An 11,004-nucleotide genomic window follows, 5' to 3' on the forward strand; every position below is an offset into this window, starting at 1 on the left:
GCCCCTCCTCGATAATAGTCACTCGTTGATAGTCACTCGCTGCTTTCGGGACCCGGGTGCACGAGGCGTTCGTGGACGTGGGGAGCCGCGGTTCGAGATGCGATGTTCCGCTGATCGCGGTCGATCCCCGCGGTCGCGGCGATCTCGGCCCGGAAGCGCGGACACTCGGTGAAATCCTCGTACCGGCAGGTGAGTACGTGATGGATCAGGTTCTTCGAGGTCTGGATTCTGGCCAGCTGTGCGTCGAGTTCGTCCAGATGTGACCGGAGGATGTCGCGGCGGCCGGGGCCGTCGCAGGCGTCGAGGAGGTCACGGGTGCGGGCCAGGCCCAGACCGACCTGCTTGCTGTGCAGGATCAGCGCGACCCGGGCGATATGTGACTCCGTGTAGCGGCGACGGCCGCTGATCCGGGTCGCGGGGGTGAGCAGGCCGACGCTCTCCCAGTGCCGGAGGACATGGGTGGCGAGGTCGAACCGCGCGGCCAGTTCACCGATGGAATACGTCGGCTCGGGACTCGACTGCCCGGTGCCGGGGCTTGACTTCATGTTCACATTAACTTGCAGTCTGGGTCGCGACGTCAACCCGAGACCCAGGAGCCGATATGACGATGCCCGGCGCGGCCGAGATGTGGAACGAGCGGTATGCGCGGCCGTTCACCTCCTACGGCACCGAACCCAACGACTACCTGCGCGAAGTGGCCGATCGGATACCCGAGGGGCCGGTGCTGTGTCTGGCGGAGGGGGAGGGGCGCAACGCGGTGTATCTGGCCGGTCGCGGGCACCCCGTGACCGCCGTGGACCTGTCGGAGGTAGGGCTGGCGAATGCTGGTGACCTGGCCGCGCGCCACGGGGTGGAGATCGAGACCGTGGTCGCCGACATCACGGAGTTCGATATGGGGCAGGAGCGCTGGGCGGGAATCGTCTCCATCTGGGGGCATCTGCCGTCGGCGCTCCGGCCGGACGTGCACGCGGCGTGTGTGCGCGGGCTGCGCCCCGGCGGTGTGTTCGTGCTCGAGGCCTATACGCCCCGCCACTTGGACCGGCCCGGGGTCGGGGGGCCGCCGGTCGCGGACGGGATGCCGGTGCCGGAGGAGTTCCGCCGTGATCTGGCCGGCCTCCGGCTGGAACATTGCCGGGAGGTCGACCGCGATATCGCCGAAGGAGCGTTCCATCACGGCCCCGGTACGACAGTGCAGGTTCTGGGAGTGAAGCCGGGGTAGTGCCGCCGGTGACGCGTCGCCGCGGCCGGTCGCGTTCACACCTGGTTCTGTGCCCGCCGGGCCAGGATCGACGCCACTCCCGCGGCGGCGGCCTGCACCGAGGCAGCGTGGGCTTCGGGGTGGAACCTGGTGATCGGACCGGTCACCGAGATCGCCGCCAGGGGCCGGTCGTCGGAGCTGAGCACGGGGGCCGCCACACAGACGATGCCGGGTGCGGATTCCTCGTGCTCGAAGGCCACGCCGCGTTCCACGACCTGCGCGAGCTGAACCCGCAGGAGGCCGGGCGCGACCACGGTGCGCGGGGTGCGCCGGACCAGCGGTCCGGCGAGTATCCGGTCGATCGTCTCGGGACCGGAGTGAGCGAGCAGGACCTTGCCGATCGCGGTGCAGTACAGCGGCATCCGGCCGCCGATCCGGGACGGAGAACGGGCCTGCCGGTGGCCGCCGATCTTGCTGATGTAGACGACCTCGTCGCCGTCGCGGACGCCGAAATGCACGGTTTCGCGGGTACGGGCGAACAGGTCCTGGAGAAAGGGGACGGCGACCTCGAGCAGGGTGCGCTCGGTGGCCGCCCGCATACCCAGTTCGAACAGTCCACGGCCGAGCCGATAGCCCTCCGGGGACGAACCGAGCAGGCGCGCGGTCACCAGGTCGCGGCACATCCGGTGCACGGTGGCCTTCGGCAGCCCGGTGCGGCGAGCCAGTTCGGAGAGTCCGACGGCCTGGTCCTCCACGCCGAACGCCTCCAGGATGAGCAGCGCCCGCCCCAGCACGGAGCGCTCGTCGAGGTGGTGATCCGGCATGGCGGCCCTTCTGGTGAGACTGGTCCAGTCAGTGGACCACTTTACTGTTCAGGGCCGCGCCGAGGGTGTGCACTGGTCACACCCCGACGAAGAGGAGAACGGAGGTCGTGGTGGCCACCACTGTCGACAGCATCAGCGACAGCGGGCCCGGCGTCGACGAGTCGATCGTCGCCCGTGCCGCGCAACGCCTGATCACCGCCGCGCAGACGCGCCGGACCTGTGCCCCGCTGCGGGAGGGGTTGATCAGTCCGGACGATGTCGCCACCGCCTACCGGATCCAGGAGCGGTTCAACGCCGCCCGGATCTCCCCGGAGGTCACGGTGGTCGGCCGCAAGATCGGCGCGACCTCGCAGGCCGTCCAGCAGCAGCTGGGCGTGGACCAGCCCGATTTCGGGGTCCTGTTCTCCGATATGGCGTTTTCGGATGGCGACGTGATCCCGATCGACCGGCTGTTGCAGCCGCGGGCCGAGGCCGAGGTCGCGTTCATCCTGGGCGAGGACCTCGCCGAGGGGCCGCTCGATATCGACCAATGCCGCGCGGCGGTGGCCGAAGCTGTGGCCGCGCTGGAGATCGTGGACAGCCGGATCACCGACTGGAACATCTCCTTCGCCGACACCGTGGCCGACAACGCCTCGAGCGGCCTCTACGTGCTCGGCACCGAGCGCCGGACCCTCGACGACTTCGAGCCCGTCGACGTCACCATGAGCATGCGTATCGATGGGGAGGAAGTGTCGACCGGTCACGGCGCCGCCTGCCTCGGTGACCCGCTCAACGCCCTGTCCTGGCTCGCCCGGCAGGCCCGCACCTTCGGTGAGCCGCTGCGGGCCGGGCAGGTGATCCTCTCCGGTGCGCTCGGCCCGATGCGGCCGCTGCACCCCGGTGCCACCGTCACCGCCGCCATCTCCGGCCTCGGGACGGTCACGGCTTCGTTCACCACCGCTTCGGAGGTCTCCCAGTGAGTGACAACAACACGCGCACCAAGGTCGCGATCATCGGTTCGGGCAATATCGGCACCGACCTGATGATCAAAGTGCTGCGCCATTCCCGGTTCCTCGAGATGGGCGCGATGGTCGGTATCGACCCGGAATCCGACGGACTCGCCCGGGCCGCCCGGTTGAAGGTGCCCACCACCCACGAAGGGGTGGAGGGCCTGATCGCGCTGCCGAACTTCGACGAGATCGATATCGTCTTCGACGCCACCTCGGCCAAGGCGCACAAGCAGAACCACGAGCGGCTGGCCCCGCTGGGTAAACGCCTGATCGACCTCACCCCCGCGGCCATCGGCCCGTTCGTCGTGCCGCCGGTGAACCTCGAGGAGCACCTCGCCGCGCCGAACGTGAACATGGTGACCTGCGGTGGCCAGGCCACCATCCCGATCGTGGCCGCGGTCTCCCGGGTGGTGCCGGTGCCCTACGCCGAGATCGTGGCCTCCATCGCCTCGAAATCCGCCGGGCCCGGCACCCGCGCCAATATCGACGAATTCACCGAGACCACCGCGCACGCCATCGAAACCGTGGGCGGCGCGGAACGCGGCAAAGCGGTGATCATCCTGAATCCGGCCGAACCGCCGCTGATCATGCGCGATACGGTTTTCTGCCTGGTCACCGCCCCCGACGCGGATTCGCACGAGCAGATCAAGGCCTCAGTGGCGAAGATGGTCGACGATGTGGCGGCCTACGTGCCCGGCTACCGGCTCAAGCAGGAGGTGCAGATCGACGCGATCGCCTCGGACCAGCCGGTGCACACGCTGCTCGCCAAGGACAACGACTCCTTCCCGACCCATCGGGTGTCGGTGTTCCTGGAGGTCGAGGGCGCGGCGCACTACCTGCCCGCCTATGCCGGCAACCTCGACATCATGACCTCGGCCGGACTGCAGGTCGCCGAGCGGATCGCGCAGAACATCCAGCAGAAAGAAGGTGCCCGATGAGCGAGCCCGACGCCGTGCCGACCGTTTTCGTCCAGGATGTGACCCTGCGCGACGGTATGCACGCCATCCGGCACCGGATCACCCCGGAGAACGTCGGCCGGATCGTGGCCGCGCTCGACGCCGCCGGTGTCGACGCCATCGAGGTCGCGCACGGGGACGGTCTGGCCGGCGGTTCGGTGAACTACGGTCCCGGCTCGCACAGCGACTGGACCTGGCTCGAGGCCGCCGCCGCGAACCTGAAGAACGCCCGGCTGACCAGCCTGCTGCTGCCCGGTGTGGGTACCGCCGAGGATCTGCGGCGGGCCTGGGGTCTGGGCGTGCGCTCGGTGCGGGTGGCCACCCACTGCACGGAGGCCGATGTCGCCGCCCAGCACATCGCCACCGCGCGGGAGATCGGGATGGACGTCTCCGGCTTCCTGATGATGAGCCATATGGCCGAACCGGCCCAGTTGGCCGCGCAGGCCAAGCTCATGGAGAGCTATGGCGCGCACTGCGTCTACGTCACCGATTCCGGCGGCCGCCTCGCCATGAACGGCGTGCGTGACCGCATCCTGGCCTACCGCGAGGTGCTCGACCCGGCGACCGAACTCGGTATCCACGCTCACGAGAATCTGTCGCTGTCGGTGGCGAATTCGGTGGTGGCCGTGGAGAACGGCGTCACCCGGGTCGATGCCTCGCTGGCCGGTCACGGTGCCGGCGCGGGCAACACCCCGATCGAAGCGTTCGTGGCCGTCGCGGATGTGCTGGGCTGGAAGCACGGCTGCGATGTCTTCGCGCTGCAGGACGCCGCCGACGACCTGGTCCGGCCGCTACAGGACCGGCCGGTGCGGGTGGACCGCGAAACCCTCACGCTCGGCTACGCCGGGGTGTACTCCAGCTTCCTGCGGCACGCCGAGGCGGCCAGTGAGCGGTACGGCATCGATGTCCGGACCCTGCTGATGGAGGCCGGCCGGCGCCGGCTGGTCGGCGGTCAGGAGGACATGATCGTCGATATCGCGCTCACCATGCTGGCCGAGCAGAAGGCCGAACAGCAGCCTGCCTGACCGGTCCGCGGCGGTTCGAGTCTCCGCCGCGACCGAACAGCGGACAGCCCCGGTGCCGGCCGGGGCTGTCCGCTGTCGGGGGCCGGCGAGGGAAGGGTGACCCACATCACCGCTCGATGCTGTCAGGAACGCGGAAGCTGTCTCGTTCAGAGAGCACGCGAACCAGACAGGAGCGAACCATGCCGCATCGCATCGTCGTCCTCGGGGCCGGATACGCCGGAGCCTTCTCCGCCGGGTACCTGGCCCGTCAACTGCACTCCGACGATTTCGAGATCACCGTCGTCAACGCCGAACCCGATTTCGTGGAGCGGCTGCGCCTGCACCAGCTCGCCGCCGGCCGGGATCTCCCGCACCGGCCGCTGTCGCAGGTGTTCGCGGGCACCGGTATCCGGTTGAGAACGGCACGGGTGACCGGCGTCGACGTCGAGCGCCGGAACGTCACGGTCGCCGATGCCGCGGGCACCGACCGGCTCGCCTACGACACGCTCCTGTACGCACTCGGTAGCACCGCCGCCGAGCACGGCGTCGCGGGTGTCGCCGAGCATGCCTTCCCCGTGGCCACGCGGCCGTCGGCGCTGCGCCTGCGTACCCGCTTGGACGAGCTGGCCGAGGGCGCGACGGTGCTGGTGGTCGGCGGCAACCTGACCGCGATCGAGGCCGCCACCGAGATCGCCGAATCCCGGCCCGGACTGCGGGTCGAACTCGTCACCGGCGGCGAGCTGGGCGGGTGGCTCGGGCCGAAGGCCCGCCGTCACCTGCTCCGCGCTTTCGACCGGTTCGGAATCACGATCCACGAGCACACCACCATCGACCGCGTCGAGGCGTCGGCGGCGGTCGCCGCCGACGGCACCGTCTTCGCCTCCGACGCGACCGTGTGGACCGCCGGTTTCGCCGTCCCTCCGATCGCCGCCGCCAGTGGCCTCGAAGTGGTGGCGAATGGGCAGATCAGAGTCGACCGTCGGATGCGTTCGGTCTCGCACCCCGATGTGTACGTGGCCGGTGACAGCGCTTTCGTCATCGGTGACAACGGCCGCCCGTTGCCGATGTCGTGCGCTTCGGCGGGCTTCACCGGTGCGCAGGCGACATCCGCGATCATCGGGGACCGGACGGGGCGCAAGGTCGAGACGACCGCGCTGACCTATGTCGGCAACCACATCGGCCTCGGCCGCAAGGACGGGATCTTCCAGCTGGTCGACGGTGACGCCCGCGCGAAGTCCGGGGCGTTGTGCGGCCGGGCGGCGGCGGGGGTCAAGGCGGGGATCGTGGCGACCAGCGGCTGGGCCATCAGCCATCCCACATTCGGGAAGCGGAGTCACCGGTATCGCGCGGCGACCACGGCAGTGCCTTCGGCCGCCCTGGTCGCCGGATAGAGTCCTGCCCGTGGACACTGCCACTGTGGCGCGATTCGAGGCCAGCCGGAACCGGCTGGCCTCGCTCGCCTATCGGCTGCTCGGTTCGGCCGCCGACGCCGAGGACACGGTGCAGGACGCCTTCCTGCGGTGGCAGGCCGCGGACCAGGAGCGCATCGAGGTGCCCGAGGCATGGCTGACCAAGATCGTCACCAACCTCGCGCTCGACCGGCTGCGTTCGGCGCGGGTACGGCGCGAACGCGCGGTCGGCACCTGGATGCCCGAACCTCTTCTCGACGGCGACCCGATGCTGGGCCCGGCCGATACCGTCGAACAGCGGGAATCGGTGACCCTGGCGGTACTGACGCTCATGGAACGACTGTCACCGGTGGAGCGGGCCGTCTATGTGCTGCGTGAGGCGTTCGCCTACAGCCACGCCGAGATAGCCGAGTTCCTCGGCATCACCGAGTCCGGGAGCCAGCAGCACGCCCACCGGGCCCGGCGCCGGATCGCCTCGGCCGGGGACGCCTCCGATATCGACCCCGCGCCCGCGCGGCGAATCGTAGAGGCGTTCGTCGCGGCCGCGTCCTCGGGCCGGACCGAACGGCTGGTCGCGCTGCTGACCGACGACGCGACCGGTATCTCCGACGGTGCCGGGCTGAAGGCGGCGGGGAAACTGATCCGGTATCCGACCCCCCAACGGATCGCCGCGGCGCTGCGGGCCGGCTTCGCACCGACCCCGGCCAAGCGCAGACTCGCCGGCGGCTCGCCCTCGATCCATGCGGCCGTGGTCAACGGTTGCCCGGCCGTGCTGGTCACCCTGGAGGACCGGGTGGTGGGCGTGGTGATCCTGGAGGTCCGTGGGGACAAGATCGCGGGCGTGCGCGGTATCGCCACCGCCGCCCGGCTCGGTCGGCTCACCGCGGAATGGCAGCGGCAGGAGCACGCGGTACCACTGATCGAAGCCTGGTAGCCGAACTGCCGGCGCGTGCCGCGCCCGGTGCGCGTCCGTGGGCGGGCGGCCTCGCGGCTCGACCGCTGCCTGCCGCCCACCCGCCCCGCGAATCCGACGGGCCGGTCACGAGCGGGAGGTGCGGGTGCTGCCATGGGCGATCTCGTGGACTGCCGGGCGCAGCAGTTCGACGATACGGTCGGGGGTGGCATCGGCGACCGCGTCCAGATGCAGGAGATGCCGGCTGATGACGACGCCGAGGGTGAGAGCTCCGATCAGGCCCGCCCGCAGGTCCGCGTCGTCGGGTTCGAGATGCCCGGCGGCCTGCCGCTGCCGCGCGGTCATCGCCGCGCGCACGCTCTGCGCGGAATCCGAATGGGTGAGCATGGTGCGGACGGCGGCCAGGGTCGCGCTGTCGGGTTCGCCGTCGATCTTCGCCGCCAGCGCGGCGAGCAGTTGTTCGGCCGCTTGTTCCGGGGTGCCGCTGATCGGGGCGTCGGGCTCGGGGACCGCGACCCGGGCGAACAGCTCCTCTTTCGACCCGAAGTACCGCATGACCAGGCTGGGGTCGGTCTCCGCCGCGGCCGCCACGGCGCGGATGGTGGTGCGCTCGTAACCGGATTCGGCGAACAGGCGGGTGGCCGCCCGCAGAATGCGTTCCTGGGTGCGACGACGCTGTTCGGCTCGGGTCGGCTGGGTTTCGGACACCCGACCAGCCTAGGGCGGCACTCTGGTGCGCCGGGCGCGCGACCGGTCGCATCCGGACAACGAATGTTGACCGAAAAGCGCACCGCCTGCTAATTTCGGACTACAAGCGTTGACCGAATGAGGTGGGGCCGATGTGGCTGACAGTGGTTACGGCGTTCGCGGCGGGCATGCTGGGGACGAACGCGTTCCCGCATTTCGCGAAAGGGATGACGGGGGAGGAGTTCCCCAACGTCACCGGGAACGCGCCGGTACGTAACGCGGTCGCGGGAGTACTCGGCTTCGCCATGGCGGCGCTGCTCGGATACGCGGCCGATCTCGGAGCGTATCCAGGGCCCGGATTCGCGGCCCTGGGTATCGGGGCACTCGTCATGGCTGTTTTCCACGGGATGCGCGGGGCATTCTGGTTGAACCGGGTGCTGGGCAAACCGATCCCCGACCCGGCGTACGCGCACCGCTGATCGGCGGGGTGCGGTTCGGACGCGGAGGACGTGCACATGGCCGCCTGGGACGACGAGGTCATCGAAGAATTCCGTGCCGGCGAGGGGCGCGTCGGCGGCCCCTTCGCGGGCTACGATCTGCTCCTGCTCACCACCATCGGCGCGAAATCCGGACTACCGCACACGAAACCGGTGATGTATCTGCGGGACGGCGATCGGTTCGTGATCGTCGCCTCCAATGCCGGGGCGCCACGGAATCCGGCCTGGTACCACAATCTGTGCGCGCATCCGACGGTGACCGTGCAGGTGGGCGCCGAACTCTTCGAGGCCGATGCCGAGGTGATCGACGCCGGGCCCGAACGCGACCGCCTGCACCTCGAGATGGTGGCCGTCCTGCCCGCGCTGGCCGAGTACGAGCGCACCGCGGGCCGCGTCGTACCGGTTGTCGCGCTCACTCCGCGCACGCCCGGGGGAGCGGGGTGAGGGCGAGTCCGTGGCCGGCGGGGCCGCGGGGGAGTCTGCGGGTGCGGCCGTGAGGAGCGGCCCGGAACACGGGTGATCGCGATCGGCGCCGAGGAAACTCCCCGATGCGGCCGTGTCCTTCGCCGACCCGGCGCGTGAGCCGTCAATAAACCGAGAGCGCACATCAGAGGCCCGTCAGGACTCACGCAACCTCGCTATTTCCGGAAATAGCGTGCCGTGTGGGCATTTTCGGTTTCACCTGGGCCGACGGCGGCGCGTTCGTCGGCGGTGCGCTCGGCGCGGCGTTCCTCGGGCCGCCGGGGGCGATGCTCGGGTCGGCGGTCGGGTCCTTCGCGGGCGGCGTGTGGGGTGACGACAAGGGTGGCGGCGCCGCGGCGGAGGAAGCCCTCGTCGCCGGAATCGGAGCGGCGGGCGGGGCCTGGGCGACCAACCTCGCGGGGAAACTCCTGAAGGACGGGATCGCCTCGGTGGCGACGAAGAAGCTGTCCGCCGCCGCCGCGCAGCGAGTGGACCGGATCGCCACCAAGGCGCTGATGCCCTGGAACTCGCACGGTGGTGGGCCGATCGCCGCGCTCGGCGGCGCGTTCGGCGGATACGAGGTGTCTGTGCAGGCCCGGCCGCCGGTGCAGATCCACACCACCGATATCGGCAACGGCGGCTGCCCCGCGCAGATGGCGAACCTGCGGATGCCGGCCGAGCTCACCGGGACGGTAGGTGATCTGTACCGCGATCTGCCCGGCTATCTGTGCGATGTCTGGCGGAGCTTCGGAGCGGGTCCGCGCACAGTCCCGCCCGCACCGGAACTGCCGGCGCAGGTGCCCGGTGCGGACGCCGGGATCCACGGATACACCGCGAAAGCCGAACAGCTGAGAACGATGATGGCCGGTTTCGCGGAACTCGACGCTCGTGCGGTGCGGCTGATCGCGAAAGGCGCCGGCCGGATCTCCGAGGAAGGCCGGTTGGCGGTCGGATCACTGATCGACACCGCCAACCGCCGAGCGGCCGAAGCGCCGCCGTCCGGGGCATCGGTGCGGACCCATGCGCTGGACCTGCTGAACGACGCTTTCGGGCAGGGCCGCAATATCCTGAGTCAGGCGGTGACCGCGAGCGACCGGGTGGCGGGGCGGGTACAGGACCTCACCGGCGAAATCGATTCGCTGCGTACGGAGTTCGAAGCTCAGGAAAAGACGCACGAGGCGGAGTGCCGGCCACCACGCGTACCGCCCGCGCTCGCTGCGCCGCCGGCGCCGGCTGATTCTCCCACGCAGCCGCCGGTGCCCTGCGTCCCCGCGCCGCCGCACAGCGGGACGTCCGGCCGGGGCGGGGCGGTTGCCGGCGATACACAGCAGCAGACTCACTCCACGGATTCCGGCACATCGGCACCCGCGCCACCGCGGACCCGCTCCGACACGGGTGCCCCGAAGACTCTCGAAGTTGTGGCCCCGACGCCTACACCGTGGACCTCGCGGATCGGGGCCGGCCACCCCGTTCCCGACTCGGCGGACTCCCCGACTCCGGCGTGCATTCCGCAGGTGGCGGAATCGGCCGCGCCGATCGCGCCGCTTCCCGGCTGGGTCGTGCCGTCCTTCGTTCCGGCAGCCTGGTCCGGAGCCGGAGCCGGAGCCGGAGCCGGAGCCGGAGCCGGAGCCGGAGCCGGAGCCGGAGCCGGAGCCGGAGCCGGAGGTGGTGCCGGTTGTGTAGTCGGGGGTGGCGCCGGGGCCGAGGCCGCAACTCCGGGCGGGTCCGGCGCTCAAAGCGGATCCACCGCTTCCGCCGTGCCGGGACGGACGCCGTGGACCGCACTCGCCTCGTCACCGGTGGTCGCGCTACCCGCCGGGACGTGGGGGTTTCCTGCCCCGGGGTCAGGCCGCGCTCGCGCGGCGGTCGACAGCGAGGGGGGTACCGAAACGACCGCCGCTGGAGGAAACCCGATGGATATCGAACCGTACGGAGTTCTCGTCGGCGCGCCGCACGGGGTGTCCCGCGTCACCGATGTGTCCGCCGGGCCCGAACCTCCTCGATAGGGCGCGTGCACGATCATCTTCCCTGTTCCCTGTTCCCTGTTCCCTGTTCCCTGTTCGTA

12 protein-coding genes are annotated in these 11,004 nt (G+C 70.4%); 9 read left to right on the top strand and 3 right to left on the bottom strand.

Features of this window, described 5'->3' with window-relative positions; all coding sequences use genetic code 11:
- Positions 1-32: 32 nt before the first annotated feature.
- The gene (locus ABZV91_RS06485; protein WP_355236372.1) at positions 33-545 is read right to left on the bottom strand and encodes a MerR family transcriptional regulator; all 513 of its coding nucleotides are present in this window, start codon (positions 543-545) and stop codon (positions 33-35) included.
- Positions 546-601: 56 nt separating this feature from the next.
- On the opposite strand from ABZV91_RS06485, the gene ABZV91_RS06490 reads away from it, so the two are divergent.
- Positions 602-1,219 carry a class I SAM-dependent methyltransferase gene (locus ABZV91_RS06490; RefSeq protein WP_355236375.1) on the top strand — a complete coding sequence of 206 codons (618 nt, stop codon included), beginning with the start codon at positions 602-604 and terminating at the stop codon, positions 1,217-1,219.
- A gap of 35 nt (positions 1,220-1,254) precedes the next feature.
- Here the strand turns inward: ABZV91_RS06490 and ABZV91_RS06495 are convergent, their stop codons facing one another.
- Complete coding sequence (locus tag ABZV91_RS06495) at positions 1,255-2,022, bottom strand: IclR family transcriptional regulator (protein WP_355236378.1); 768 nt, start codon at positions 2,020-2,022, stop codon at positions 1,255-1,257.
- 164 nt (positions 2,023-2,186) lie between these two features.
- Between ABZV91_RS06495 and ABZV91_RS06500 the strand changes: the two genes are divergently transcribed.
- The 5 genes from ABZV91_RS06500 (at position 2,187) to ABZV91_RS06520 (ending at position 7,314) form a co-directional block, all read left to right on the top strand.
- Positions 2,187-2,981, top strand: coding sequence for a fumarylacetoacetate hydrolase family protein (locus ABZV91_RS06500; protein WP_355236575.1), 795 nt, complete (start codon positions 2,187-2,189; stop codon positions 2,979-2,981).
- Positions 2,978-3,949 (top strand): acetaldehyde dehydrogenase (acetylating), encoded by a 972-nt coding sequence (locus ABZV91_RS06505; RefSeq protein WP_355236381.1) that lies wholly within the window; start codon positions 2,978-2,980, stop codon positions 3,947-3,949. Before ABZV91_RS06500 ends, ABZV91_RS06505 begins: the two co-directional genes overlap by 4 nt.
- Positions 3,946-4,992 (top strand): 4-hydroxy-2-oxovalerate aldolase, encoded by a 1,047-nt coding sequence (gene dmpG, locus ABZV91_RS06510; RefSeq protein ID WP_355236384.1) that lies wholly within the window; start codon positions 3,946-3,948, stop codon positions 4,990-4,992. The genes ABZV91_RS06505 and dmpG overlap by 4 nt, the downstream gene beginning before the upstream one ends.
- Positions 4,993-5,171: 179 nt before the next feature.
- Positions 5,172-6,362 carry an FAD-dependent oxidoreductase gene (locus ABZV91_RS06515; RefSeq protein WP_355236386.1) on the top strand — a complete coding sequence of 397 codons (1,191 nt, stop codon included), beginning with the start codon at positions 5,172-5,174 and terminating at the stop codon, positions 6,360-6,362.
- Between the two features lie 10 nt (positions 6,363-6,372).
- Positions 6,373-7,314: a sigma-70 family RNA polymerase sigma factor gene (locus ABZV91_RS06520; protein ID WP_355236389.1), complete on the top strand. Its 942-nt coding sequence runs from the start codon at positions 6,373-6,375 to the stop codon at positions 7,312-7,314.
- A gap of 105 nt (positions 7,315-7,419) precedes the next feature.
- On the opposite strand, the gene ABZV91_RS06525 is transcribed toward ABZV91_RS06520, so the two are convergent.
- Positions 7,420-8,001 (bottom strand): TetR family transcriptional regulator, encoded by a 582-nt coding sequence (locus ABZV91_RS06525; protein ID WP_355236392.1) that lies wholly within the window; start codon positions 7,999-8,001, stop codon positions 7,420-7,422.
- Between the two features lie 131 nt (positions 8,002-8,132).
- Here ABZV91_RS06525 and ABZV91_RS06530 point away from each other — a divergent pair, with 131 nt between their 5' ends.
- From ABZV91_RS06530 to ABZV91_RS06540, 3 genes are all read left to right on the top strand, one after another.
- Complete coding sequence (locus tag ABZV91_RS06530; protein WP_355236394.1) at positions 8,133-8,459, top strand: hypothetical protein; 327 nt, start codon at positions 8,133-8,135, stop codon at positions 8,457-8,459.
- A 36-nt stretch (positions 8,460-8,495) separates the two neighbouring features.
- A complete protein-coding gene (locus tag ABZV91_RS06535; protein ID WP_355236397.1) occupies positions 8,496-8,921 on the top strand; it encodes a nitroreductase family deazaflavin-dependent oxidoreductase in 426 nt (141 codons plus the stop codon).
- A 218-nt stretch (positions 8,922-9,139) separates the two neighbouring features.
- Complete coding sequence (locus ABZV91_RS06540; RefSeq protein ID WP_355236400.1) at positions 9,140-10,945, top strand: hypothetical protein; 1,806 nt, start codon at positions 9,140-9,142, stop codon at positions 10,943-10,945.
- Positions 10,946-11,004: the final 59 nt, after the last annotated feature.

The sequence above is a fragment of the Nocardia sp. NPDC004568 genome (assembly GCF_040609955.1).
GTDB lineage: Bacteria > Actinomycetota > Actinomycetes > Mycobacteriales > Mycobacteriaceae > Nocardia.

Bases quoted from the DNA above. Each gene is read 5' to 3' on its own strand.
- ABZV91_RS06485 (WP_355236372.1), bottom strand. From the start codon at position 545: ATGAAGTCAAGCCCCGGCACCGGGCAGTCGAGTCCCGAGCCGACGTAT.
- ABZV91_RS06490 (WP_355236375.1), top strand. From the start codon at position 602: ATGACGATGCCCGGCGCGGCCGAGATGTGGAACGAGCGGTATGCGCGG.
- ABZV91_RS06495 (WP_355236378.1), bottom strand. From the start codon at position 2,022: ATGCCGGATCACCACCTCGACGAGCGCTCCGTGCTGGGGCGGGCGCTG.
- dmpG (WP_355236384.1), top strand. From the start codon at position 3,946: ATGAGCGAGCCCGACGCCGTGCCGACCGTTTTCGTCCAGGATGTGACC.
- ABZV91_RS06515 (WP_355236386.1), top strand. From the start codon at position 5,172: ATGCCGCATCGCATCGTCGTCCTCGGGGCCGGATACGCCGGAGCCTTC.
- ABZV91_RS06530 (WP_355236394.1), top strand. From the start codon at position 8,133: ATGTGGCTGACAGTGGTTACGGCGTTCGCGGCGGGCATGCTGGGGACG.
- ABZV91_RS06535 (WP_355236397.1), top strand. From the start codon at position 8,496: ATGGCCGCCTGGGACGACGAGGTCATCGAAGAATTCCGTGCCGGCGAG.